General features: G+C 42.6%; 24 protein-coding genes. 10 read left to right on the forward strand and 14 right to left on the reverse strand.

The genetic code is table 11. The features are described from left to right. The first annotated feature begins 54 nt into the window (after positions 1–54). The 3 genes from D0907_RS12210 to D0907_RS12220 all read left to right on the forward strand — a co-directional run bounded on the left by D0907_RS12210 (position 55) and on the right by D0907_RS12220 (position 3,282). Positions 55–1,197: a PepSY-associated TM helix domain-containing protein gene (locus D0907_RS12210; protein ID WP_118844562.1), complete on the forward strand. Its 1,143-nt coding sequence runs from the start codon at positions 55–57 to the stop codon at positions 1,195–1,197. Beyond that, positions 1,197–1,667 (forward strand): hypothetical protein, encoded by a 471-nt coding sequence (locus D0907_RS12215; protein WP_036966570.1) that lies wholly within the window; start codon positions 1,197–1,199, stop codon positions 1,665–1,667. The genes D0907_RS12210 and D0907_RS12215 overlap by 1 nt, the downstream gene beginning before the upstream one ends. Positions 1,668–1,869: 202 nt before the next feature. Further along, positions 1,870–3,282 carry a family 43 glycosylhydrolase gene (locus D0907_RS12220; RefSeq protein WP_118844563.1) on the forward strand — a complete coding sequence of 471 codons (1,413 nt, stop codon included), beginning with the start codon at positions 1,870–1,872 and terminating at the stop codon, positions 3,280–3,282. Positions 3,283–3,315: 33 nt separating this feature from the next. On the opposite strand, the gene D0907_RS12225 is transcribed toward D0907_RS12220, so the two are convergent. Together D0907_RS12225 and D0907_RS12230 are read right to left on the reverse strand one after the other, a co-directional pair. Continuing rightward, positions 3,316–4,065, reverse strand: a complete 750-nt coding sequence (locus tag D0907_RS12225; RefSeq protein ID WP_036966563.1) for an RIO1 family regulatory kinase/ATPase domain-containing protein — start codon at positions 4,063–4,065, stop codon at positions 3,316–3,318. 86 nt (positions 4,066–4,151) lie between these two features. Then, positions 4,152–4,616: a MarR family winged helix-turn-helix transcriptional regulator gene (locus D0907_RS12230; protein ID WP_036966560.1), complete on the reverse strand. Its 465-nt coding sequence runs from the start codon at positions 4,614–4,616 to the stop codon at positions 4,152–4,154. 213 nt (positions 4,617–4,829) lie between these two features. On the opposite strand from D0907_RS12230, the gene D0907_RS12235 reads away from it, so the two are divergent. From D0907_RS12235 to D0907_RS12245, 3 genes are read left to right on the forward strand one after another with little or no spacing between them, the layout of a single operon-like run. Further along, on the forward strand, positions 4,830–5,894 hold the full coding sequence (locus D0907_RS12235) for a hypothetical protein (protein ID WP_244223129.1): 1,065 nt from the start codon (positions 4,830–4,832) through the stop codon (positions 5,892–5,894). 48 nt (positions 5,895–5,942) lie between these two features. Beyond that, positions 5,943–6,833, forward strand: coding sequence for a dienelactone hydrolase family protein (locus tag D0907_RS12240; RefSeq protein ID WP_118844565.1), 891 nt, complete (start codon positions 5,943–5,945; stop codon positions 6,831–6,833). Positions 6,834–6,882: 49 nt separating this feature from the next. After that, positions 6,883–7,098, forward strand: a complete 216-nt coding sequence (locus D0907_RS12245; protein ID WP_036966555.1) for a hypothetical protein — start codon at positions 6,883–6,885, stop codon at positions 7,096–7,098. A gap of 61 nt (positions 7,099–7,159) precedes the next feature. On the opposite strand, the gene D0907_RS12250 is transcribed toward D0907_RS12245, so the two are convergent. The 8 genes from D0907_RS12250 to hrpB all read right to left on the reverse strand — a co-directional run bounded on the left by D0907_RS12250 (position 7,160) and on the right by hrpB (position 16,853). Beyond that, positions 7,160–7,867: a TorF family putative porin gene (locus D0907_RS12250; protein WP_036966552.1), complete on the reverse strand. Its 708-nt coding sequence runs from the start codon at positions 7,865–7,867 to the stop codon at positions 7,160–7,162. 11 nt (positions 7,868–7,878) lie between these two features. Then, a complete protein-coding gene (locus D0907_RS12255; protein WP_075594441.1) occupies positions 7,879–9,096 on the reverse strand; it encodes a choline transporter in 1,218 nt (405 codons plus the stop codon). Between the two features lie 129 nt (positions 9,097–9,225). Then, positions 9,226–10,896, reverse strand: a complete 1,671-nt coding sequence (gene betA / locus D0907_RS12260) for a choline dehydrogenase (RefSeq protein WP_118844566.1) — start codon at positions 10,894–10,896, stop codon at positions 9,226–9,228. Further along, positions 10,896–12,359 (reverse strand): betaine-aldehyde dehydrogenase, encoded by a 1,464-nt coding sequence (gene betB, locus D0907_RS12265; RefSeq protein WP_118844567.1) that lies wholly within the window; start codon positions 12,357–12,359, stop codon positions 10,896–10,898. The genes betA and betB overlap by 1 nt, the downstream gene beginning before the upstream one ends. A gap of 1 nt (position 12,360) precedes the next feature. Next, complete coding sequence (betI, locus tag D0907_RS12270; RefSeq protein ID WP_118844568.1) at positions 12,361–12,951, reverse strand: transcriptional regulator BetI; 591 nt, start codon at positions 12,949–12,951, stop codon at positions 12,361–12,363. A 292-nt stretch (positions 12,952–13,243) separates the two neighbouring features. Next, complete coding sequence (locus D0907_RS12275; protein ID WP_075594438.1) at positions 13,244–13,711, reverse strand: nuclear transport factor 2 family protein; 468 nt, start codon at positions 13,709–13,711, stop codon at positions 13,244–13,246. Between the two features lie 126 nt (positions 13,712–13,837). Then, a complete protein-coding gene (locus D0907_RS12280) occupies positions 13,838–14,275 on the reverse strand; it encodes an acyltransferase (protein WP_065978679.1) in 438 nt (145 codons plus the stop codon). 157 nt (positions 14,276–14,432) lie between these two features. Further along, entirely contained in the window at positions 14,433–16,853 is a 2,421-nt protein-coding gene (gene hrpB, locus D0907_RS12285) for an ATP-dependent helicase HrpB (RefSeq protein ID WP_118844816.1), read from the reverse strand. A gap of 237 nt (positions 16,854–17,090) precedes the next feature. Here hrpB and D0907_RS12290 point away from each other — a divergent pair, with 237 nt between their 5' ends. Further along, a complete protein-coding gene (locus D0907_RS12290; protein WP_036966535.1) occupies positions 17,091–17,288 on the forward strand; it encodes a CsbD family protein in 198 nt (65 codons plus the stop codon). Between the two features lie 78 nt (positions 17,289–17,366). On the opposite strand, the gene D0907_RS12295 is transcribed toward D0907_RS12290, so the two are convergent. From D0907_RS12295 to metA, 4 genes are all read right to left on the reverse strand, one after another. Then, positions 17,367–18,407, reverse strand: a complete 1,041-nt coding sequence (locus D0907_RS12295) for a GGDEF domain-containing protein (RefSeq protein WP_051501725.1) — start codon at positions 18,405–18,407, stop codon at positions 17,367–17,369. A 225-nt stretch (positions 18,408–18,632) separates the two neighbouring features. After that, complete coding sequence (metH, locus tag D0907_RS12300; protein ID WP_118844569.1) at positions 18,633–21,263, reverse strand: methionine synthase; 2,631 nt, start codon at positions 21,261–21,263, stop codon at positions 18,633–18,635. Between the two features lie 10 nt (positions 21,264–21,273). Then, positions 21,274–22,341 carry a homocysteine S-methyltransferase family protein gene (locus tag D0907_RS12305; RefSeq protein ID WP_065978650.1) on the reverse strand — a complete coding sequence of 356 codons (1,068 nt, stop codon included), beginning with the start codon at positions 22,339–22,341 and terminating at the stop codon, positions 21,274–21,276. Next, a complete protein-coding gene (gene metA, locus D0907_RS12310) occupies positions 22,331–23,278 on the reverse strand; it encodes a homoserine O-acetyltransferase MetA (RefSeq protein ID WP_036966526.1) in 948 nt (315 codons plus the stop codon). Before metA ends, D0907_RS12305 begins: the two co-directional genes overlap by 11 nt. Positions 23,279–23,730: 452 nt before the next feature. Here metA and ettA point away from each other — a divergent pair, with 452 nt between their 5' ends. From ettA to D0907_RS12325, 3 genes are all read left to right on the forward strand, one after another. Beyond that, positions 23,731–25,404, forward strand: a complete 1,674-nt coding sequence (gene ettA / locus D0907_RS12315; RefSeq protein WP_036966523.1) for an energy-dependent translational throttle protein EttA — start codon at positions 23,731–23,733, stop codon at positions 25,402–25,404. A gap of 149 nt (positions 25,405–25,553) precedes the next feature. Further along, complete coding sequence (locus D0907_RS12320) at positions 25,554–25,919, forward strand: PilZ domain-containing protein (protein WP_036966520.1); 366 nt, start codon at positions 25,554–25,556, stop codon at positions 25,917–25,919. A 53-nt stretch (positions 25,920–25,972) separates the two neighbouring features. After that, positions 25,973–26,881 carry a histone deacetylase family protein gene (locus tag D0907_RS12325; protein WP_118844570.1) on the forward strand — a complete coding sequence of 303 codons (909 nt, stop codon included), beginning with the start codon at positions 25,973–25,975 and terminating at the stop codon, positions 26,879–26,881. Positions 26,882–26,962 lie beyond the last annotated feature (81 nt).

A 26,962-nucleotide genomic window follows, 5' to 3' on the forward strand; every position in this document is an offset into this window, starting at 1 on the left:
TACAATTTGAATGATAACAATTACTATCATCAATTAAATGTCGGGCTATTTTTCATGAGTAAACGTCTTTGGTTCCAGCTACACGGTTGGTTTTCGCTGCCTATCTGGGTGTTATTCTGCTTTATCTGTGTTACGGGCACAATTTCAGTAATAAGCCATGAACTGACGTGGTTAACCAACAGCGAAGCACGCGCAACTAACCCTAATAATTTACCGGCGATGCCTGTTGATCAGGTTATTGAAAGCGTAGAAAGTGCTTACCCAAGTGCCGATGTTATGAGTGTACTTACTTATGAGCCTTACCTTGTAAACGCAGTCATTTTTACCAACACAGACAAACCTTATGCTGTTGCTTACGTCAATCAATACACTGGCGAAGTGCAGGCTGTAAACAGCACCATTTCGTTTATTGAGTTTATGCGTACCCTGCATGGTTGGTTATTTTTCCCTTGGCAAGAAGGCTACAGCATTGGTTATTACTTAGTAAGCGCAATGGCATTTGTTATTCTGGGTGCCCTAATCACTGGCTTAGTTATTTATAAGAATTTCTGGCGTGCATTTACGCAACCAAAATTGCGCTTTAATCAAGGCCGTAAAACCTTCCTCAAGGACTTACATACACTCAGCGGAGTATGGTCAATTTGGTTTATGGCAATCATGGCGTTGACTGGCTTATGGTATTTTGTACAAGCCTTTATGTGGCACAACGAAATTGATATTGAAGAGCACGCCCCGTTAGTGGCGGTGTCGACATTGCCCGCCACAAAACAAACACCACCAACTGATTTAAAAGCCGCATTAGCAGCCACAAAAGCAAAGTATCCCGACTTTAAACCGAGCTATGTGATGCTACCAGAGCATAATCGCGGTATGTTCAACATTATGGGCAGTGGTGATACGATTTTTTATGATAACTACGCGTACTCAACCTCTGTTAATCCATGGACCGGTGAGATTGCAGCCAGCAAAAGTCCAGAAACAATGACAGGATTACAAACTCTATCGCACATTACCGACCCCCTTCATTACGGTAATATTGGTGGCCTTTGGACCAAAGTTATCTGGTTTATCTTTGGCTTAATTTTAAGTGGTATGTCGGTCACAGGGTTTATGATGTACACCTCTAAATTGGTAAAAAGTAAACCTGAAAAAGCACGCCAAGCTGCGCCCGTTAATAACATTCAGGAGGCAAACTAATGGCACGTTTAAACGCAACGTGGTGGCAACGTAAAAAGTACCTGTTACATGCAATTGTGCTCGCCTTACCGGTGTGGTTTATTTACCAATCGCTCAACCCACAATTCCCTGCTCTTTGGCAAGAACAACAAGCAGGTGAGTTTAAAATTGCGCCAATGCCACTTAATGAAGATGCCCCCTATTCGCATCATAACGAGTATGTAAAAGATTTCTTTATCGCCTTTAATCAAGGTGATATTAGCAATATACGTCAAGCCTATTTAAATATAGGTGAAGCGCCGCTGCCACTCACTGAATTTGCAAAAGATGAAGAAGGCCTTATGCATGGAACGGCACATGGTCAACACGCACATGCAATAGCCCCGAAAGCTATTTCGGCCGATGACAAATTGTGGGTCACAATTCAGACATGGCAGGGTCAATTACACACCCTACAATGGGACATTCCTAATCAGTTTATTAGTCAATAATTTTTAAAGCCACTCACTGAGTGGCTTTTTTATAACTTCCCTCTCTAACCGCCACCAAGTAAATTATTTGTTAATTTATTTCACCAAAACCTTTACAAAAATAATAATATAATAAAGTATTATAAATAGTTTGATTTCTTCAAACTAATCCTAGGATCAGAACACACCAAGGAAAGCTCAAAAACAATGATTTGGAGACACAATGATACTTTCTAAAAATACAGTTGGCGTTATCGGATTAGCCGCCAGTTTGCTGTTACCGAGTGCCTATGCCATTGATAACGGCGTCTATACGATTAAATCGAAATACAGTGAAAAACTTGTCGAAGTTGGTAACGCCCAAACCAATGATGGCGCAAACGTGAGTCAATGGGGGAATACGAACCACGATACACAGCGCTGGCTAATTACCAACATTGGCGGCAGTAATTATTCGGTCATTAACTTGAACAGTGGTAAAGCTCTCGAAGTATTTGATTTCTCGACTGACGATGGAGGCAACGTTGTACAATATGAGTATGCAAACATTGCCAGTCAGCACTGGCAAATCAATGAAGAAGGCAGTGGCTATTATAGCTTTATCAATGATCACAGCGGTAAAGCACTCGACTTATATGAATTTAATGGTAATGATGGCGCGAATATTAGTCAGTGGAGTTACAATGGCAGTGATGCTCAGCAATGGCAACTTACTAAACTCGCCAATGTAGAATCCACTCCTTTTGACCCATCGACCACCAATGGTGCAGCCAATCACTGGCCATTAACAGGCAGTTTAGTGACCCATGATCCGACTATTGGTTACGAAAATGGCACATGGTGGATTTTTCAAACAGGTCCCGGTATTTACGGCAAATACTCAAGTGATGGCGTAGATTGGAATGATGCTTTACCTGTTTTTCCAAACGGACTTGCTTGGTGGGGCAACTATGTACCTGATCATGATGGAATAGATGTGTGGGCGCCTGAATTAAAACGATACAATAATCGCAGCTGGTTATACTACGCTATTTCGACATTTGGTTCACGAGTCAGTGCCATCGGTTTAGCATCAGCCAGTAGCGTGGCCGCAGGCAATTGGCGTGATGATGGCTTAGTGATCAACACCACAAATAGCAATAATTACAACGCGATTGATCCCGATTTAATCGTGGCTAAAGATGGTGCGCCTTGGCTTACATTTGGCTCATGGAATTCAGGGATCAAGCTTACGCGCATTAACCCAATGACCATGAAACCCTTTGGCGAAATTTACTCATTAGCGAGTCGCTCTGGTGGTATAGAAGCCCCTACTATTATCTATCGCCAAGGTTACTACTACTTATTCGTTTCTATGGGTAAGTGTTGTGAAGGCACTAACAGTACCTATCGAATTGCATACGGCCGTTCAACTGATATCCGTGGCCCTTACCTTGATAAAAATGGTAACAACATGCTATCAGGGGGTGGTAGTATCCTTGATGCAGGTAACAGCCAGTGGGTCGGTCCAGGTGGACAAGATATCCTTAATACCGATGTGATTGTGCGCCATGCATATGATGCGGGTGACAATGGCAGACCAAAGCTGCTTATTAGCACACTTAATTGGGATGCGAATGGGTGGCCTAAATACTAGTTTTCTTTCATGAAGCGCGTGCAAACGCGCTTTTTAGAACCTTTCAAAAATACTGCGAATAAAGTCAGAGTTTAAAATTTGTGTGACAACGCCACTGCCCCACACATATGCTCGCTGTAGCGGGTATCCTTTAAAAATCCAGCGTTTACGAACATGATTAAAGTCATGCAAATACGCCGCTTTTGCTTGCGGTAATGAGTCGTTTGCTAGTTTTTGCCATGCTTTATAAACCCCACTCATATCAGCCCCTCGCATAAAGCGCTGCAACCAACGTGGAAAACGAGCAAACCGAATTGCCGACTGAAAATCAATGATATAGGGCTTACCGTCTTGTGAACAAATCACATTACCCAGATTACGCAGGTCTAAGTGCACCACACCGTGGCGATGCATTTTTGCGACTAAACGCTCAAACTCTTTAAAAAAGTCGCGCGGTAATTGCTGCTGTTGCAATGCAAGCTCTCTTAGTGGTGTACCTTCAATAAAATCATAGGCAATGGCAATAGGCGATAAACGACAAAAGTGGTCTACCACACCGTCAACACCTTTAAGCCGTGACAATCCCTTGTACTCTTGATTTATAAACAGTGGAGCAATGGTTTTTCTAACCCACCACGGGCTATGCTGAAAATCTTTAATGATTAAATCGTGTTGTGCATCTTTATAACGATACACAATTGCATTGGCAAAGCGCCCTGTATGCAATACAGACAAGCCTTCACGACTAAATTGATGTGATGGAAACTGAGCTTGAAGCTGAGCGAGTAACGATGATTCAAACATAACAACCCGGTATTTATTAAATTAAATGCCTAGGCAACTATATTATCAAAACGACACGGCAGCGACAATGTACCGCTTAGAGAAATTTATGCTTTTAAATTATGAATCGCTCTAAAGAGTAAGCTGGCAAGTTGGTTTTTCTCATCCTCAGAAAAGCCCGCTAATGCCTCACGGTAAATATCATTAACGGTGGGCAGTATCTCAGGATAAAGCTGTTTGCCCTTTTCTGTAAGGCATAAAATGGTTGAACGGCGATCTTCTATTGACTGCTGTTTAGCCACTAACCCTTTATCTTCTAAACGGCTTAATAGGCGACTCATGGCACCACGGTCATACACCATGTGCTCGCACAGTTCAGCCAACGTTGTTACTTTTCCTCGAGCAAGCAGTACCACCACAATGTATTGTGCCGAAGTCAGTTCTTTACTTTTTAGAGCACAGTCTAGGTGAGTCACTAAATTAGAGCGCAAATACGACACCAATCGCCCGAGATCTTGAACGGGATCTAAGTCTTCAATACGGCATTGCCCAATAGATACAGGTTCTTTCATAGTTCCTCACCGCAGTTAATCGTCATTCATAGACCGTTAACCACTAAAATAATTCAATCTGAGTTCATTGCTTCAACGCCTATGATTAGTGTAGCGTAGGTAAGCGTACAAATTTCAGAGGGCGTTATGCTAAGTAAACAACATATTATCAAGTATTTAAGCCTCATAGTACTGTTACGGCTGTGTTGGTTAGAACAGTTTCAGCAGTATATTATGAGCTTTATTGACAGCGCCCTGCTGCAATCGACTCTTGTGTATGCGTCTTCACGTACCGTCAATGCGGCAATTTCTTTATTACAATCCGCCGAAGTCGGTATTGGTATAGCCAGTATTCAACCAGCTCAGCTACTTGACCCCGTCAACGATTTAGCGGAGTACATGTCGGATGCGATGCGTCTTGCCATTGGCTCACTATTTTTACAGCGAATTTTATACACGATTTCATCCGGCATCATATTTAGCAGTGTTTTTACAGTATCAGTAATTGCATACCTTATTTGTGAGTGGCGTGATTTTTACCCAACGCTTCGCCATAAATTAATGGCGAGCCTGATCCTTATTCGCTTTTTAGTACCTGCGGTGGTGCTAACGACGGGGTTGGTAAGCCAAGTATTTTTAGACGAGCAAATAAACCAACAAAGTGAGCAAGTTAGCGAAAAAGTGGCTACCGTAAATAATAATGCCAGCACAACGTCGGCACTGTCAGCAAAGCTAAAAGCCGAAGTCGACAGTCAAAAACAGACCCTCTTCGACAAGCTATCGTTACTTAATGATCAACAAATTAAAAACCACCAGCAAGCGACCGAGCTCAAACTACAAATGGCTGAACTCGACAAAAAAATAGAAGCGATTCAAGCCACTCGCAGTTTATCTGAGGTAATCACTTTTAAAGAACTAGCCAAAGCAAAACCATTACTCGATCAAAAGCAGCAACTCACCGGCAAGTTTAATGCTGTGCTTGAACAACAAATGGCGCTTAATCAAGAAAAAGACGCCTTAAACGAGCAACTTGACACCCTGAATGCGTCGCTTAACCACGATTCATCATCACAAGTGAGTAAAATTATCGACACCGTCACCTCGGGCATTAGTAATATGGTGGCCACCGTTGAAGACTTGTTTATCGACTTTTTAAATATTTTGTCGTTGCTTATTTTAAAGCTGCTATTAATGCCTTTAATATTCTTATACTTGTTCAATAAAGCATTCAACGCTATTTGGCAGCGCCGTTTTATCGATGTCATAAAGCAAACAAAAGAACAGGCTTTTAATCACTGATAATTAGTCTAAAGTTATAAACTGAATTCATTTTTAAAGGATATAAGTATGACTGAGCAACGCCACAACCACATTCCCCAAGAAGCCTTCGATTGGTACGACGAATATGCCCATGGCTTGATAGACCGTCGTACTTTTATGAAAAAACTCGGTGGTCTTGTTGCTCTTGGTTATTCGATGGCAGTATTAAGTAGTGCTCTACTGCCTAATTACGCCTTAGCAGAGCAAGTATCCTTTAACGACCCAGACATAAAAGCCAGCTATAAAACCTTCGACTCCTTTAAAGGGCATGGCGAGGGTAAAGGCTATTTAGTCGAACCGACAAATTTAACCTCTAAGCGCCCTATTGTACTCGTTATTCACGAAAATCGTGGGCTTAATCCTTATATTAAAGATGTCGCTCGCCGCCTTGCCAAAGCAGGATTTATTGCGTTTGCCCCAGATGCGTTGCACCCGTTAGGTGGCTACCCTGGTAACGATGATGAAGGCCGCGCAATGCAGCGTTCAATGGATAAAGAAAAAATTCAGCAAGACTTTGTCGCCGCAGCAGAGTACTTAAAACAACACCCAAACAGCAATGGCAAACTTGGCGCTGTGGGCTTTTGCTTTGGGGGTTATATGGTGAATTACTTAGCCGCTATCGACAGCACGTTAATTAATGCAGGCGTGCCTTACTATGGTACTCCCGCGGTTAAAGAGCTTAGAAAAAACATCAAAGCACCGTTATTGGTACATTTAGCTGAATTCGATACACGTGTGAATGAGACTTGGCCAGATTATGAGGCTGATTTAAAAGCTCACCAAGTCCCCTACACGATGCATATGTACGAGAAAGCAAACCATGGTTTTCATAACGATTCAACATCACGCTATGATGAAAAGCAGGCAGAGCTTTCTTGGCAACGCACACTCGCATTTTTTAACGAGCAATTGATTTAAGCGGAGCAATTACATACACTCTCGAAAAAATTTAAAGGCTAATAAGTACATGGAATCAGAGGTTCGTTATCGCTTTGACTCTCAACAAACCGCTAACCGCTTTTTAAATAAACTCAGACACTGGTCTGTGGCTAATGTTAAAGCCAGCCTATGCCAAGGCGGTTTTGGCGTGAAGATTCGCTATGAAGCGGATAACTCAGGGTTTGATTATACCTTAGCCGAGCTTGATGACTTGGCCATGCAACACGAAGGCATAGAGTTTTAATTATCAGCATTAAAAACGGCTAACCTAGGTTAGCCGTTTTGATAAATAGAGGGGGTTCTTTTTACAGATCAAAACTGCGCGAAATAGACGCGACGATACGCTCATCGGCAGTATCCCAGTCTAGACTGGTGTTTTCACCTGCAAGCTCAAAGTCAAAACCTGCAAAACTAGTTTGGTACGCCAAACGATAATGGTTATAAGATTTATCGTTGCCATCCCACGCAAATTTATTACCATCTAACGAGTTAGAAATATCAAAGCTTGCACGTATCGCATGATTCGGCGCAATTTCAACCGTGTGGGCAATCATAGAAATCACATGGCCTGCATCGGTACCAAAATAATCCCATGCATACCAAAAGTTCAACTCTGTGAAACCTAAGCTGTTGGTATAACCAAATTTAGCGTAGGTTTCAAAGTAGTTACCATCGCTAGAATAATCTTCACCGTGGTACGAGTAATATGCAATACCATAATCAACACTGAGGGCCTCATTGAGCTCAACAAAATGACCTAAGTAAGCATCCCATTCAATGTCGGTGCCTTCACCAAAATCAACATTTGAGGCCCACGTACCGACATACATGCCTGAATCTGCAAAGGCATAATCTAGGCTACCCTGAATGGCAGGGTCGTTCATCGTTTGACTAACACCGTTAAAGGTATAGTCAGATGCAAGTGTAACGGTGGTAGATAAGTCAGCCATCGCTGATGTCGAAAGTAGTGCCAATGGCAACGCTGTTGCTAATACTGTTTGTCTTGTTGTCATGTTGGTTTCCCTTAGCTAACTGTTTCTATTTTTGTAAAATCTAATTTGTTGTCTTTTGGCGAGCCTTCGATGTTTTTCACGGTTTTATATTTGCTGTAGCCAATAAACACGGCGCAGCCGAAAAATAACGCGATAACTAACGCACCAACCCATTGGATCTGTAAAAAGTCGAACTTAAACAGCAGAGTCAGTAATGAAAGCGCAACCACATTTAAGGCAATATAATTAAGTTTGCCTAAACGCTTCACCGTTAAGTTTAGATTATCTGTGTATAAACGGATCAAAGAATCGAGTGAGTTAATCACAAACACCACACCAACAAATACCATCGCTATGTTTTTAAGGCCCGCAGTGGCAATACCCGCTTCGTGGTACTGGTATAAAACACTAAACCAAATAGCGATAGGAATAGACGGAAAAATTAACATTGCAGCGAGTACTTGATAGGTTTTTAAACCACCTACAAAACGTGACGTAAATTGACCAATCATAATACTCCACGCAAACCACCAAAATAGATAAAAAGCATGGTAATCATTTAGGGGTAATACAAACTCATCGATGTTGCCAAAATAGCCACCTATTAACGCTAAGTTATCAACAAATGCTGATGTTTGCGCTTCAGAGCCAACAAAGGCACCGACCCACATAAACGCAATTAATGCGATAAACAACCATGTTGTAGAAATACTTAAAAAGCGCACATATTTAATATCAGTGCTCGAGTACACAGCAAAACAGATTGCTGCAAACACCAGTAAGTAGAAAGTCGGAATAATTGACTCACCATCACCTAATGAAGGTAAATACCACGGTAGGTTCGACAGTAGTAAAAATGCAGTAAATGCGCATGTACCAATAATAACGATGTTATTAATTAGTTTTACCCAAGCGATCTCAAAAAACTTCACTTTGGGTTCTATTACACAGAAATAAAAGCACGTAAGGAAATAAAATCCCCAGATCAAGAAGCCCCAAAAACCAAACTCAATGGCTAATGGATTGGCAAACGCATACTCTGGGCTTGCTTTTATGTCTGCATAACCTGCAAACTCTGTCAGTGGAAACATAATCAAGCCAACGTCTAGGCCTGATGTAAATAAAATTGCTATGAACGTAAATGTTCTCACCGGTGTGACACCTACACACCTTACAGTACCCCATTTAAATAAAATAACCGCAATTGCTAATAGGGTAAAAATGATGCCAGCACTAAGCCATAAGGTCATAGTTACCCCCCCAAAATAAGTAATAATACTTCATTGTTTCTCCCATTTTTTCCCTCGCATTAACGCATCACAAACAACTTATGATGCGCGCCACTGCAAGCCCCACAGCCGACACTGCGGGTGGCCTTATTAAATCTCCGAACTACGCTGCGTTGATTGCCATTGTTTTTCCATAGCAACATCTGCGCTTGATGCCGTTAATAAAGGCTTACCTAAAATTAGATCTGCCGCTTTTTCTGCCACCATAATGGTAGGCGCATTTAAATTTCCGTTTGGAACGGTTGGGAAGATAGACGAATCCACGACCCTTAAACCTTCAATGCCGTGTACTTGAGTTTGCGAGTTAACGACTGCCATCTCGTCTTCACCCATCTTGCACGAACACGAAGGATGATAAGCACTTTCGACCGCTTGACGAACAAATGCATCGATTTCTTCGTCGCTTTGCACATTTTTACCCGGTTGAATTTCATCATCGCGATACGCGTCAAAAGCGTTTTGTTCAATGATTTCACGGGTTAATCGAACACAAGCTCTAAAGCCTTCAATATCATCTTTGTGTTGTAAGTAATTAAATTGAATTTTGGGTGCAATGCTAGGATCAGCCGACTTAATGGTTACTTCACCACGGCTTTTTGGTTTGTTATGACCAACATGTACTTGGAAGCCATGCCCATCAAAGGCACTTTTACCATCGTAGCGAATCGCTGCTGGTAAAAAGTGATATTGAATATCCGGCCATTCAACTCCCGGTTTTGAGCGAATAAACGCACACGATTCAAAGTGGTTCGTCGCCCCTAAACCTGAGCGGTTTAATAACCAACGCGCCCCAATTAAGCTTTTAGAAATAAGCCCTAACTTGCCATTTAAAGTAATTGGCTGCTTACACTTATATTGAAAGTAAAACTCCAAATGATCTTGTAAGTTTTTGCCCACACCCGGTAAGTGGTGTTTAACCTCTACACCCGCTTTAGTGAGTGCCTCTTTATCGCCAATACCAGACAACTGAAGAATATGCGGCGAGCCAATTGGACCGGCACTTAAAATAACGTCTTTTGTGGCAAACGCTTGCTGTTTAGTACCCGATAAAGAAAATTCAACACCGGTTGCTTTTTTACCTTCAAGCAATACTTTTTCAGCTAATGCGCCGGTTACCACGGTTAAGTTTTTACGTGACTTAACGGGGTCTAAATACTCACGACTTGCCGAACTGCGCACACCATTTTTCACAGTCATGTGCATTGGCCCAAAACCTTCTTGCTGTGCACCGTTATAATCATCGGTGTGAGCATACCCTGCTTGTTGGCCCGCTTCGATAAACGCTTTGTATAAAGGGTTCGCCATTTCATTACCGTTATTAACCCCTAATGGGCCGTTATCACCACGGTAACTATCTCCCCCTAAATAAAACGATTCAGCGCGTTTAAAGTAAGGCAAACAGGCTTGGTAATCCCAACCTTCTGCGCCATGCTGCTGCCACTCATCAAAATCTTTTGCATGGCCTCGGACATACACCATGCCGTTAATAGATGACGAACCACCTAGTACTTTCCCGCGAGGACAGTGCATTTGGCGGTTATCTAAATAAGGCTCTGGCTCAGTGTGAAACTGCCATGCATATTTATCAGTATTCATTGGAATTGACAGCGCTGTAGGCATCTTAATAAAGATGCTTTTATCGCTACCACCCGTTTCAAGTAATAACACCTTGTTTGAAGGGTCTGCTGATAGTCGGTTAGCCAACACGCAGCCTGCTGAGCCTGCACCGACTATGATGTAATCATAGTTCTGTGTACTCATTAAAATGGACTCTCTATATTGCTCATACCCACGTAAATCGATTTTGTTTGGGTGTAGTGATCAAGTGTTTCAATGCCGTTTTCGCGACCAATTCCCGATTGCTTATAACCGCCTACAGGCATTTCTGCTGGTGAGTTACCATAGCTATTAATCCAACAAATACCCGCTTGTAATTGATGAATAACACGGTGGGCACGTTGAATATCTTTCGTAAACACGCCCGCAGCTAAACCGAGGTGAGTATCGTTCGCACGGCGAATCACATCGTCTTCGTCATCAAAGACTAATACGCTCATTACCGGACCAAAGATTTCTTCTTTAACAATGGTCATGTCGTCTTTACAATCAACGAAAATGGTCGGTTCTACAAAATAGCCGTTCGGTGCTGAGGCAGGTGATAAAGCCTTACCACCGGTTAATAACGTCGCCCCTTCTGAAATACCTTTATCGATATAGCTAAGCACCAACTCTTGGTGTTTTTTAGAGATCAGCGCCCCTAAATTCACCTCAGGGTCCATTGGGTCGCCAGCAATAATATTTTGCTCAGTGCGTGTTTTCAGCTCATCAATAAACTGCTGATACACATTTTTGTGCACATAAATTCGTGTACAGTTAGTACAAACTTCGCCTTGAGTATAAAAGTTACCTAGCATTGCGGCACTTACCGCTTGTGAAACATCGGCATCATCAAACACTAACAGCGGTGACTTACCGCCAAGCTCCATGGTCACGTCTTTTAGTGAACCCGCAGCACTTGCCATCACTTTTTTACCTGTGCCTACTTCACCCGTAAACGACACTTTTTCGATGTCTGGGTTTGCTGTTAGCCATTGACCTACTTCGCCAGCCCCTTGTACAACATTGAATACACCTGCTGGTACACCTGCCTCGATAAATATTTCAGCAAGTTTAATGGCACCCAGTGGGGTTTCTTCTGATGGTTTAAAAATCACCGCATTACCTGCAGCGAGTGCGGGGCCTGATTTCCAACACGCAATTTGCAGTGGGTAGTTCCATGCGCCAATGCCCGCACAAATACCTAAAGGTTCTTTACGCGTGTAATAAAAGTCATTACCGACCATTTGCTGCTGACCTACTTGAGCAGGCGCAAGACCAGCAAAATACTCAATCACGTCTGCGCCAGTTTCTACATCAACACACTCAGCTTCTTGCCATGGTTTACCCGTATCAAGCACTTCAACTTTTGCTAGTTCATCATTACGTTCACGCAAAATAGACACCGCTTTTAATAAAATGCGACTACGCTCAATCGGGGTCATTGCAGACCAAGCAGCAAAGCCTTGCTTCGCACTTTCAATAGCGGCGTTTTGAATAAACTCATCGGCCACTTCAACGTAATAAATCACCTCGTCTGTCGCTGGGTTCTTTACCGCAAAGGTATCGCCACTTTGATTCTTCAAAAAGTGGCCATTTATAAAATTTTCGTAAACAGGTGTGGTCATTTTAGGCTCCATACTGTTTTATTAGTGAACGAATGTAGTCTTTTACTAATTGCTCACAATGTTCAAATTGATCTTGGTCTGACTTTCTTAATACGGCTCTTAACCATAAACCATCGATCATGGCTGCACTTAACTCAGCAGCTAAATTAGCATCGCTATCGCTCATTAACTGTTTGAATGAGCTCAATAAATTACTAAACAAACGTTTACTATTAACGTTTTGTAAGCGATGCAATTGAGCGTCGTGCATTGAATGCGCCCAAAAGCTCAACCAGGTTTTGGTGTTATTGCTTTGCTGCTGAGTACGCGAAAAGTTTGCTTCAACGATAAACATCAGTCGTTGCTCAGGGCTGGTTTGTTGCGTTACTCGATTCAATAAAGCACTCTTTAAGCTCGACAATAAATAACGCACAGTGGCTTCAATCAAGCCCTGCTTACCACCAAAATAATGACTGATAATGCCCGACGATAAGCCGGCCTTTTTACTAATGCTATTTATGGTGGTGCCTTGCAAACCAAGCTCTGCAACCGACTCAATTGTGGCGTCAATTAACTGCTGACGGCGAACAGGTTCCATTCCAACTTTCGGCATAATTTTTTATTGATTGAACGTTCAATTAAAATAAATGGTAAGGTAATCAATTTGCCAATTCAAGGTTGACAAATTGTAAACACCCGAAAACCGACCCACTAAAGTTTAGCTAAGCCTCTGTTATTCAGTTTATTATTCGAGATATAAAAAAGTTTTAAATTTATGCAAAATAAAGTCTAAAAAGTATGAATTTAGGCAAATAAGTAGGAAGCGGAGGTTATTTTTTGCGGGTTGTTTTTATTAAAAAAGCGCTTATTCAAGCGCTCACGATACGTTAAAAGTACAGCTAAGATCATTCATGGTATTTTCGAATAACGGCTACCTTGCCATTTTCTATTTCGAGTACATCCATGATGGTTTGCGTGTACTCAATGGCTTGCTGATTTTGCGGGTGGATACCTTTTGCGTGATGGGTGTAACGCAACGCAATGGCTGAGTCATTAAAAATGAAGGTATCTAGTAAGTTGGCTTGATATTCAGTGTGTGCACCAAGGTAAAAAGTCATCCCTTTGCGCATCATCGCTTTACCATCTGGCTCTCTTGAATCATCAGTTTGATAAGGTAAATGTTGGTTTGCTACATCGTCTGTTAATAAAGCTAAAAAGGCCTCTAATTCTTTTTTAGTGGCGTTAGGCGCTTGCGTTGCGACCATGGTATTAAAGTATTGCTGTGCCAGCGCTGCGAGCTCCGGGTTAGCTTGCTTTGCTTGGCTGCTAAATGCGCTAAGCAGGCAAATAGCTAAAAAATAAAGATGCTTCATTGTTATTCCTTGTTCGTTATTCTATTAATCTTAAACCTAAAATAACGACAAAGACTGTAATTAGCAATTACTTAGTTAAAGACACTGCGGCTGAGTATTAAAATAACCACATTATATTTAAAGCATTTAAAACAGTAAGCTCGTCAACCAATAGCTCAGCACGATAAAACTGATGTTGGCGAGCGCCCTTACCCACCAGGGGGCAAAGCTAAACTGTAATTGACTAAATTGAGTAATAAGCACCACCACAGCCATGACACTAAACCAGGGAGTAAAAAAGAACACCGGTTTTAACTTTACTATACTCACCGCTAAATCATGTAAAGCGCCGCTAACGGCAAAGGTTACCAGTACAGCACACCAAACTGGCAGCACCTCATTACTGGGTTTCATTACGTAGCGCGATAAGTAGTAGCTCCAAATGGGATTCCAATAACGCCAAAATAAATAAAACGAACTTGCACCTAACGAACGACTCAGCATATTACGCATCGAGTCTTTATGCCCCAGCGGCACACCGGTGCGTTTTTTAACGTATTGAGCAAGGGTTATAGGCGTAGACACTGGCATTCTCTTTTGATATTGACCTTATCAGACTACTAAAGAGACAGTAAAAACGAAACCTATACAGTGCAGGAAATTGTAACGGGTTATGACCGTGGCAAACTTAATTAGATGGGTCACTATAAAGCCCGGCTACTCGCTTGGCTTGCTATTTACTTTACATTTTACTTTTTACTTTATTTGTTGCTTGGCTCGTGGCTGGGTTGTCTGGCCAAAAGTGTTTTGGGTAACGCCCTTTCATCTCTTTTTGTACGTCGCGGTAACTGGTTTGCCAAAAATTCGCTAAATCTTGAGTAAGCTGCAGAGGCCGTTTTGCAGGTGATAAAAGCTCCATTAATAACGGTAACTTACCTTGTGCAAGCAAAGGTGTGCTGGTCATGCCATACACTTCTTGCATACGCACACTCAGCTTTGCAGGGCCATCGAGCTGGTAGGTAATTCTTACATTAGAGCCACTTGGCACAGTTAAACGCAATGGCAGTAACTCATTTAATGCACTTTGTTGTTGCCAATCAAAACAATTTTTTAGTGCTTCGCCGTAATTAAACTTTTTTAACTGCTCAAGATTTTTAATATCACTCAGGTAAGGCGCTAACCATTGGCTATGTGCACGTAGTTCATCTCGATTAATGGTCGGGAATGACTCTGGCAACAGCGTGCTTGCCAAACTCATACGAGTGAGTAACTGTTCATTGTCAGTTTGCTCATTAAATAACTGAAAACCATGCTTGCTAAATAAGTTTAACCACGCTTGAGTGCGCTGAGCTTTATCAAGCGGCTGTTTACTTGGCTGACTTGATACTGTGATAGCCCCTAGTTTTACTTCATCTTGATGGATGAAACGTCCTGTTTTTTCGTCGTATTCACATCGCGTCTGCGATGTGAATAAATGGCCGAGTTCATCTTCAAGTTCACTGGGCACAAACGCCACGCCAGCAAATACGCGACTCCCTTTATGGCCGCCCATGCTGGCAATGGCAATGTAGTCATCGTTATGCCAAAACTCTTCACTTAAATCAGCACCTGCGCCATTGGTAAGTAAGTAACCATTACCGCGTTTTTTCGCCAATCGGTCAGGAAATGCAAACGCCACCAGCAAGGCAAGGTATTGCGTTTTAAGCTCAAAGGCTGCTTTTAATTGCAAACGTGATAACCAATAGTTTAATTGCTGTTTAAACACGGGGTGCGGCTTTGTATGCTGGCTATGCAGCGCCAAATTAAGGTCGGCAGGCATCGTTATGCGGCTTTCGAGTAAGGCGATTAAATACGCCGCTAGCTCATATATACCTGGCATCGTTACTTGTAATTTTTGTGCTTTAATCAGCATATGTGACAACCGAATATCGGCACCAAAGCTGAGCATTTGACTGCCAAGCGGTGTCAGCTTGTCATTTTCATCTATGGCTTCCAGCATTTTCAACAGCGCTGTTGCTTGCTTAATTTGTTGCTTGCTTGGTACATCAAGCAGGCTTAGCTCTTCAAGTGAAGCGCCCCATTGCTTTGCCTCAAGTAATAACTGGCTAATATCACTGGTGAGAATGTCTGGTGCGTCGTGATTATTGCGACGCTCAAAGGTTTGCTTACTCCCTAAGCGATACACCACGCCCGGTTCAATACGCCCTGCGCGACCGGCTCGCTGCACCGCCGATGAGCGCGAAATATTTTGCGTTATAAGCTCTGTAACACCGGTTTTTAAATTAAAGCTGGCTGCACGGCGCTTACCACTGTCAATTACAATACGTATACCTTCGATGGTTAAACTGGTTTCAGCTACATTGGTGGTCAACACAACTTTACGCTTCCCTTTCGTTGTAGGGGCGATTGCAGCTTGTTGTTCTGCTTTGTTTTGTTCACCAAATAAAGTAAACACCTCGCACTGATCTGCAAGGTCGCTTAGTGCTTGCTGCACCCGTAATATTTCGCGCTGTCCGGGTAAAAAAACTAATGCGCTGCCAGCTTGCTCATTGAGCGCTTGTTTAATAATTGCGGGTATATCATCGAGCCATCGGCTTTCGTCTTTGAGTGGAATATACACTTCATCAATCGGGTAACTTCGCCCTTCAGAGGATATTATTGGGCAGTCAAAAAACTCACTGTACCGCTCACCGTCTAAGGTGGCCGACATCAGTAATATTGTTAAGTCGTCTCTCAATGCCGCTTGCGTTTCAAGGGCAAAGGCAAGCGCGGTATCTGCAGCAATTGAACGCTCATGAAACTCATCAAAAATAAGTAAATCAACGCCACTTAGCTCAGGATCGTTTTGCAGCATACGGGTCAGCATACCTTCGGTGACAATCTCAAGCCGAGTGGCGGGGCTCACTTTTGACTCCCCTCGAATACGCAAACCGACACTTTCACCGACTTTTTCGTTTTGTTGGCTCGCCAAATACTGGGCAATATTACGTGCAGCCAGACGTCTTGGCTCTAACATGACAATGTGTTTAAAGTGCCCTTCACGCATTAATGTGAGTGGCAGCCATGTTGATTTACCTGCGCCCGGTGGTGCTTGTAATAAGGCCATAGGGTTATTTTTTATTGTTGTTAGCAGGGATTGATAAATATCTTCAACTGGCAGCACGTCTGGCATCTCTTACTTTCTTTTTGCCCATTGTATCAAAAAACGATGAACAGCCTCTCATTGAATGAAAGAATTACAAGGTTTTCCTTAAAACCCAGTACAAATTGCAGGCGTGTAACACTCTATGTCTAATCATAATAATAAAAACGATGTAATTCAGTTGGTTATATATAAACCATGAATGGCATAACGGTTGCTTTTATTAAAGTGAATGTTTAACAAAGTAAGGAGATTATGATGAACAGCGATCGTTTAGAAGGCAATTGGAAAGAGTTAAAAGGTAAAGCACAACGTAAATGGGGTGAACTTACCGATGGCGATTTAGATAAAATTGAAGGTAGCCGTAAAGAGCTTGTTGGTAAAATCCAACAAAAATACGGCAAATCGAAAGAAGAAGCTGAGAGCGAAGTTAGTGACTTTGAAAATAGTCACTAATTTTGCACATAAAAAGACCCCCAGTAATTGGAATGTCCAACTATTGGGGGTCACTTCATTTTGGCGGTTTTTTATTACCTAAGCAGGTGAATGTGTTTCACTATCTAGCTCAGCAACGGTTTGGTTTTTACCGTGTGATTTAGCAAGGTATAAACACTTATCTGCCACACTTAAACAGTGATCAATGCTCTCGTTAGAAGCCCGCTGATGAAGCCCTATGCTCAGCGTCACTTTAAAATTATGAACCCCTTGTTGAAATGCATGTTGCGCCAATTGCTGGTGAATGTTTTCAGCTAATTGTCTTGCTCTACGCTCATGTCCTTGCGGGGTCACAATAAGGAACTCTTCTCCGCCCCAGCGAGCAACAATGTCTTCTTCGCCACTCACACTTTTGAGAATTGAAGCAATGAAAGTGAGCACATCATCACCAATTTGATGACCATAGGTGTCATTCACTTGTTTAAAGTTATCTACATCAATCAACAAAAAGACAGCCCCTTCGTTAAAACGCGCATCTTGCAAGCATTCCGTAGCATAACGGCGATTAAACAAATCGGTCATGGCATCAATACGGGCTAATTTTTGATTTATTTTTAGTTGCTCAATAAGCTCTCGACTGTACTTATTACGGTAATACTCGTAGAAACCACCAAGAATACAAAGAATCGAAAAACACAGCATGACACGGGTCGTAAAATAATGATTCGGATAGCTGTAATACCCAAGCTTATCGGTGAAGTAAAACAGCACTGAAATCACAATAGCCAGTATGATTAAGTCAAATGCGCCGCGTTTTAAACCTCGTATAAAAAAGGTAACAGGCGATACAATAAATAACCACAAAGGCCCAGTTCCATTATTACCACCCGACACAATCAAAAAGCACATCATCGAGTACAAGGCATAAAGCATTAACACAGCAATAGTTCGGTCGCGATTTTTAAGGACAAAGGGCGATACAAAAACAAAGCCGCCAATAACCAGTAAAAAACTGAGCGTTATGTAGCCATCTTGGTAGCTTGTAACCGACATTACAAAAGAAGTAATGGCACCAATAAATGCAAATACGCGTAAAAATAGCGCTTTATCTTTGTCACTTGCGCTGCTTGAATCAATCACACCTTTACCCTAATTTCCTTGCTTTACACTAATAACTTTAACACAAATATTTAAATTTGAAGGATATTGGCCTCATTTCACATGCTAAATGCTGATTAAAAGGAAGAAAGTATGATTTTAAAGCGCGTTTTAACGGAGGTAGAAATGCAATTTACCTTAAATAAAAACAAAAAAGCACCGTAAGTTAAGTACTTACGGTGCTTTTGAATAGCACGTTATTGCTTTTTACTCTGGCTCATAGCCTAAATTAGGCGATAACCAGCGCTCTGCTTCTTCAAGCGTCATGTTGGTGCGCTTAGCGTAGTCTTCAACCTGATCTTTTTGAATCTGCGCCACGGCATAGTATTTAGAATCCGGGTGAGAAAAATACCAACCAGACACCGCCGCTCCCGGCCACATTGCGTAAGAGCTCGTCAACTTCATACCTATGCGATTTTCAGTATCGAGTAGCTGCCAGATTTTCTTTTTCTCTGTGTGCTCAGGGCACGCAGGGTAACCCGGTGCAGGACGAATACCTTGGTAATTTTCGCGAATAAGCTCATCATTCGATAAGTTTTCATCGCTTGCATAGCCCCAATACTCTTTACGTACCTGCTCATGCAAATACTCCGCAAAAGCCTCTGCTAAACGGTCTGCAACGGCTTTAACCATAATTTTGTTATAGTCATCTTGTTTCGCATCGAAGGCATCAGCAAGGTCGTCTTCTTCAAGCCCTCCGGTTACGGCAAAGGCACCAAAGTAGTCGGGGGTTCCTTTAGGTGCGATGTAATCCGCTAAACAATAATTCGCAAAATCGGTTTTTTCTGTTTGCTGGCGCAGATGGCACGAGGTTGTTAACACGTCTGTACGCGTTTCATCGGTGTAAATTTCAATGTCATCACCCACTCGGTTTGCCGGGAATAAACCTATCACGCCCAGTGGTTGTAGCGCACCTGACTGTTCTAAATCGTCAAGCATCGCATTGGCATCAGCAAATAAGCTTTGCGCTTGCTCACCCACAATTTCATCGTTAAGAATACGCGGATACTTCCCTGCGATTGACCATGTCATGAAATACGGTGTCCAATCGATGTACTGTCTTAACGTGGCAATCGACACATTTTTAAACTCTGTCACTCCGAGCTTTTTAGGCACGGGTGGGGTGTAGTTATCCCAGTCAAGTTGTGCGGCATTATCGCGAGCACGTTGAATGGTGACAGGCTTCGAGCGTGGTTTTTTACGCGATTGCTGTTCACGTACTTTTTCGTACTCCGCTTTGGTTTTTTCTAAAAACGCAGGTTTTAACTCTTTAGACAATAGGCTAGAGACCACACCAACGGCACGACTGGCATTATTTACATACACCACACCTTTATCGTACTGTGGCTCAATTTTCACTGCGGTATGGGCTTTCGAGGTAGTTGCACCCCCAATTAATAAGGGTAAGTCGAAACCACGACGGGTCATTTCTTTAGCAACATGCACCATTTCATCTAATGAGGGCGTAATAAGGCCTGATAAACCGATGATATCGGCTTTTTCGTCAATCGCGGTTTGTAGAATTTTTTCCGCAGGCACCATCACACCTAAATCGATCACGTCGTAGTTATTACATTGCAGTACTACGCCAACAATGTTTTTACCAATGTCGTGTACATCGCCTTTAACGGTCGCCATAACCACTTTTCCGTTCGTGGCACCTTCTTCTTTTTCTGCTTCGATAAAGGGGTCTAGGTAAGCCACTGCGCGTTTCATTACGCGCGCCGATTTAACCACCTGCGGTAAGAACATTTTACCTGCACCAAATAAATCACCCACCACATTCATGCCATCCATCAGCGGGCCTTCAATCACATGAATAGGCTTATCAGCTGCAGCTCGGCACTCTTCAGTGTCTTCGTCGATATACTCAGTAATGCCTTTTACAAGCGCATGTTCTAGGCGCTTTTCAACGGGCCATGTACGCCACTCTAAATCTTCAACTCGCTCAGCTTGCGCCATCCCTGAGTATTTTGGAGCCAGCTCTACAAGGCGCTCACCCGCACCGGAGTCGGTATTCAGTATAACGTCTTCAACGGCTTTTCTAAGCTCAGCCGGAATATCATCATACACAGCCAACTGGCCTGCATTCACAATCCCCATATCCATGCCCGCTTTAATGGCATGGTATAAAAATACTGAGTGGATCGCTTCACGTACGGGGTTGTTACCACGAAACGAGAACGACACGTTTGACACCCCGCCCGACACTTTACAGTACGGTAGGTTTTGCTTTATTCGGCGCGTACCTTCAATAAATTCAACAGCATAGTTGTCGTGCTCTTCAATCCCGGTTGCTACTGCAAATATATTCGGATCGAAGATAATGTCTTCTGGTGGAAAACCAATCTCGTCCACAAGAATACGGTAACTCCGCTCACAAATTTCAAATTTACGATCCGCGGTTTCTGCTTGTCCGTCGGTGTCAAACGCCATGACGACTGCGGCAGCACCAAAACGTTTAATTAACTTTGCCTGACGAATAAAGGGCTCTTCACCTTCTTTCAGTGAAATTGAGTTTACAATCGCCTTGCCTTGAATACATTTTAAGCCGGCTTCAATAACTTCCCATTTTGATGAGTCGATCATGATCGGTACTTTAGAAATATCTGGCTCAGAGGCAATCAAGTTCAGAAACTTCACCATCGCGGCTTTTGAATCCAACATGGCTTCATCCATGTTGATATCAATGATCTGTGCACCATTTTCGACTTGTTCACGGGCAACATTAAGAGCGGTTTCGTAATCTTCTTCCATGATCAATCGCTTGAACATGGCTGAACCGGTCACATTGGTACGTTCGCCGACGTTAGTAAATACTGCTATTTGTTGTGTCATTTCGGCTACCTTAGTTTAAGTTACACGCTTCAAGGCCCGATAAGCGCATACGCACTTCAAGCTCAGGCAATGGACGAGGCTTAACTCCTGCAAGGCCTTTGGCAAAGGCTTTAATGTGTGCAGGGGTTGTACCACAGCAACCACCAACAATATTAATAAAGCCTGACTTGCCCCAATCGATTATTTCTTCAGCCATTTCAGGTGCTTCTAAATCGTACTCACCAAACTCATTGGGTAAACCTGCATTAGGGTGAACCGAGGTAAAAGTTTCACAAACGCGTGATAACTCTTCGACATATTGGCGTAATAAATCCGGACCCAGTGCGCAGTTAAGACCAATAGATAACGGCTTAATATGACGAATCGAATTATAAAAAGCTTCGGTCGTTTGCCCCGATAAAGTTCGCCCTGAGGCATCAGTAATGGTGCCTGAGATCATGACAGGCAACGTGCGCCCTGCTTGCTCAAAGGCTTCTTCTACTGCGAACGAGGCCGCTTTTGCATTTAAGGTATCGAATATGGTCTCGATTAAGATTAAATCAACTCCCCCTTCCATCAGTGCCAAGGTTGATTCAACGTATGCTGTCACTAACTTATCAAAGCTAATGTTACGATAACCGGGGTCATTGACATCAGGCGAAATAGAACAAGTTTTTGACGTTGGCCCTAATACCCCCGCCACATAACGAGGTTTACTTGGATCTTTTGCTTCAAATTCATCGCAGACACTGCGAGCAAGCTTGGCTGATTCTAGGTTGATCTCACGGCTTAAATTCGCCATGTCGTAATCTTCCATCGAAATAGTGGTGGCATTAAACGTATTGGTTTCGATAATGTCGGCACCTGCATTAAGGTATGCGCGGTGAATATCAGCAATAATCTTTGGCTGAGTAAGGCTTAATAAATCATTATTGCCTTTTATAAGGACATGCCAGTCTTTAAAACGCTCACCGCGATAGTCTTGTTCTTCTAATTTATGTTCTTGGATCATGGTGCCCATCGCGCCATCGAGGATCAAAATTCGCTGCTTGAGCGCCTCGGTTAATTGTTCGCGTTTATTCACTGCATTACTCGGCATAGTTGTTAGTCCTTACGTCTTGGCTAACTAGGTTAATATCATACGGTGTTGTTTGGTACACGTAGTAGTTTAACCAATTCGAAAACAATAAAAAGGCGTGACTTTGCCATGTTTTCGACGGTTCGTTATCTGGGTTATCGTCAGGGAAATAGTTTTCTGGTTTTGGCGCGTCGTCTGACTTTTCGCAGTCGCGTAAATATTCCCCTTTTAATGTATGCGCATCATACTCAGGATGGCCCGTTATATATACTTGGCTGCCTGATTTATTCTTAATTAAATACGCCCCAACACGCTCAGACCCTGCTAATACTACTAAATCATCACAGCTGTTAATTTTTTCAATATCAATGTGGCCATAGCGCGAGTGCGGAACTAAAAAGGTATCATCAAAACCACGCGTTAACGCGGCATGCTCAAAATAACTTTTGTGCGTAAACACGCCACTGAGCTTATTAGGCATTAACTCTCGTTTTAAACCATAGTGATGATAAAGCCCTGCGTGAGCCGCCCAACATGAAAATAATGTTGACGTAACGTGGTGCTCAGCCCAGTCTAAAATCACTTTTAGCTCATCCCAGTAAGCAACGTCGTCATACTCTAAATGTGCAAGCGGCGCGCCTGTGATGATCATGGCATCGTAGTTATTGTCTTTTACTTCAGAAAAGTAACGATAAAACGTATCGAGGTGTTGCTCTGAGGTACTGCTACTTCGGTGGGTGTCTAAACGCAGCAGCTCAACATTCACTTGCAACGGTGAATTAGCCAACAACCGAATAAACTGCACTTCGGTTTCCACTTTATTCGGCATTAAGTTTAAGATGGCCAAACGCATTGGACGAATTTCTTGCGTTTTCGCACGACTTTTAGGCATTACAAATACGTTCTCTTGACGTAATTTTACAATTGCGGGCAATTCATCTTTGACTGTAATGGGCATAGTGGGCTCCGAGCATACTTATTAGACTGCTAATTATGAACGGATAGTTAGAAATTTCAACCTCTAGATGTTTAGATGTCCAAATGATTTTTTTATTTGTGCTAAAGCAATCTCTTAGGAAGCCAGTTTCGTTGATGCGCAGGCCCTTAAATTGCCAAAAGCAGTGCCTCTGCGAATGACTGTTGTGTTTAATCACGATGAAAGAGCAAGCATCTCAAAAAGTGGCTTGTTATTGTGTTTAAGCCAACACCATTGTAAAAATGACTTTTAAGCCTTTGTGCAATGCTTATAAGGCGCTTACTCTGCATTTATGCTCCTTAAATGCATGCGCTATTTTTGCAAAGCAGTACCATGATATTAAGCCCCTGATAAACGCTGAATTCTGTATTTTGAGGTGGTTTGGGTATACAATAGTGGCTGTTAATTTTTCTTATAAATTGAAGGCTCTTTTCATGGTGTTACCAGATAAGTTTATATTCTCGATGAGTCGAGTTTCTAAAGTTGTGCCGCCTAAGCGCACTATCTTAAAAGATATCTCTTTACACTTTTTCCCGGGCGCAAAAATTGGTGTGCTTGGTCTAAATGGCGCAGGTAAATCGACGTTACTTCGTATTATGGCAGGTGTTGACCAAGACTTTGAAGGTGAAGCTCGTCCACAACCTGGCACAAAAATAGGTTACTTACCGCAAGAGCCTGTTTTAGACGAAAACAAAACAGTACGCGAAACCGTTGAAGAAGCCGTAAGCGAAGTTAAAAATGCGCTAAACCGTCTTGATGAAGTATACAACGAGTATGCTATGGAAGATGCTGACTTTGATGCACTTGCAAAAGAGCAAGGCGAGCTTGAAGCAATTATCCAAGCACACGACGGTCACAATATCGATAACGTATTAGAGCGCGCAGCAGATGCTCTTCGTTTACCACCGTGGGATGCTAAAATTGAACACCTTTCGGGTGGTGAGCGTCGCCGTGTTGCCATCTGTCGTTTACTGCTTGAAAAACCAGATATGCTGATTCTTGACGAACCAACCAACCACTTAGACGCAGAGTCTGTGGCATGGTTAGAGCGTTTCTTACACGACTACGAAGGTACTGTGGTCGCTGTAACCCACGACCGTTACTTCTTAGATAACGTTGCTGGGTGGATTTTAGAACTTGACCGTGGTGAAGGTATTCCGTGGGAAGGTAACTACTCATCATGGCTTGAGCAAAAAGATTTACGTTTACAACAAGAACAAAAATCTGAAAAAGCTCGTCAAAAGTCAATTGCACAAGAACTTGAATGGGTTCGTTCAAACCCGAAAGGCCGTCAAGCTAAGTCTAAAGCGCGTATGGCACAGTTCTCTGAGCTACAACAGAACGATTACCAAAAACGTAACGAAACGAATGAGCTATTCATTCCACCGGGTCCACGCTTAGGCGACCAAGTTATTGAAGTAAAAGGTCTTAAGAAAAGCTTTGGCGATCGTGTTTTAATCGACGACTTAAACTTTGCGATGCCAAAAGGTGCAATCGTAGGTATTATCGGTGCCAATGGTGCGGGTAAATCAACCTTATTCAAAATGTTAAGCGGTGAAGAAAAGCCAGACAGTGGTGAAATCCTTGTGGGTGAAACTGTTGAGCTTGCTACCGTTGATCAGTTCCGTGGCGACATGGATGAAAGCAACACCGTTTTCCAAGAGATCTCTAACGGTCAAGACGTATTAAAAATTGGTAACTTTGAATTCCAAAGCCGCGCCTATGTTGGTCGCTTTAACTTCAAAGGTAACGACCAACAAAAATTCGTTAAAGACTTATCAGGCGGTGAGCGCAACCGTTTACACCTTGCAAAGCTATTAAAAGCGGGTGGTAACGTATTACTACTGGATGAGCCGACTAACGATCTTGATGTTGAAACACTTCGTGCACTTGAGAACGCGATTCTAGAGTTCCCAGGCTGTGTAATGTGTATCTCGCATGACCGTTGGTTCCTTGACCGTATCGCTACGCATATTCTTGATTACCGTGACGAAGGCCAAATTAACTTCTTCGATGGTAACTACACAGAATACGAAGAGTGGTTGAAGAAAACCTTAGGCGCAGAAGCCGCACAACCTAAGCGTATTAAATATAAAAAGATTGGTTAATTTACCGTCTTATTCGAAAGCCCCTTCTTGGGGCTTTTTTGTGGCCGATAACGTTTACCAGCTATCGTTTCACTCACACCTTGCATATTGAACTATACTGATTTTAGCGAATTAAGTTAATGAAACGACAATGACTTGGGGATCACACCATGAATGAGCGTAGACAGTTTTCTCGGGTATTATTTTCTTGCCCTGCAACGCTTTGTATTGATGAGTATAAGTATCAATGTCAACTGCTTGATTTATCCTTGCATGGTGCGCTTATAACCAAAAGCGATTCATTTTTAGTTCCTATCCACAGTAAAGCCGTTTTATCGTTTACCCTACCCGACTCAACTGTAGAGATTAAAATGCAAGTCGAGTTGTGCCATGTAGAACAGCAGCATGCTGGACTTATTTGCGAACATATTGATATCGACAGTATCAGTCATTTGAAGCGCCTGATTGAGCTGAATTTAGGCGATGAAGGCCTATTACATCGTGAGTTAGCACACTTAATTCACGTGCCAGAGTAAACAACGGCGAATAAATTCGCTATGCTGTAGCAAATCCCGTTATTAAATGAGTTATGTACTTAAACCCCCACTTACCCTTGGTATATCACCCTAATTATTCCTTTAGCTTCGATCCTAACCATCGCTTTGTAATGAGTAAATTTGCTTATTTATATGACCATGTTCAAAGCCTTGGCCTGATCAGTGATAATTTAGTACAGCCGATATTAGGCAGCCCCGCACCACTAGAACTGGTGCATTGCGATGACTACATTAATGACCTGTGGCATAACCGCTTGGATGAAAAAGCCATGCGCCGAATTGGTTTACCTTGGTCTGAACAATTGATGGCACGAACATTCACAGCCCCACTTGGCACCTTACAAACCGCTCGCCTCGCTTTAAAGCATGGGCTTGCCTGCCACTTAGCTGGCGGCACTCATCATGCCCATTATGATTTTGGTTCGGGTTATTGCATGGTAAACGATTTAGCGTTCACCAGTGAAACACTGATAAAGAGTGGCGAAGTGACCAATGTGCTGATTTTTGACTTAGATGTTCACCAAGGCGATGGCACTGCAGCCATGCTCACCCATCAACCCTATGCGTATACGTGCTCGATTCATTGTGAGAAGAACTTTCCATTTCGCAAATCAGCCAGTGATCTCGATATTGGCTTAAACCCAGGTGTTAGCGATAAAGAATACGTTGGCATCGTTGATGAGACGCTAAGTTACTTACTAAAAACCCTTAATCCAGATTTAGTACTCTACGATGCAGGTGTTGATGTATGGCAGCAAGATGGCTTAGGAAAACTTGATATAAGCTGGCAAGGCATTGAACAACGCGACCATTTAGTCCTTAAGCGTTGCCTTGAACACAATGTGCCTGTCGCAACGGTCATTGGTGGTGGCTATGATAAAGATCATCGCCGCTTAGCCGCTCGTCATAGCATTGTAGTAGAGCAAGCTGCACAGTTTTAGTGATACCACTTGTAATTACTCGGAATGATAGTGAGGGATTAGTTAAAAAATTGGTCTAACTCGTTTTTTAACTAACGAAAC

This window comes from Pseudoalteromonas lipolytica, from assembly GCF_003515105.1.
Lineage (GTDB): Bacteria > Pseudomonadota > Gammaproteobacteria > Enterobacterales > Alteromonadaceae > Pseudoalteromonas > Pseudoalteromonas lipolytica.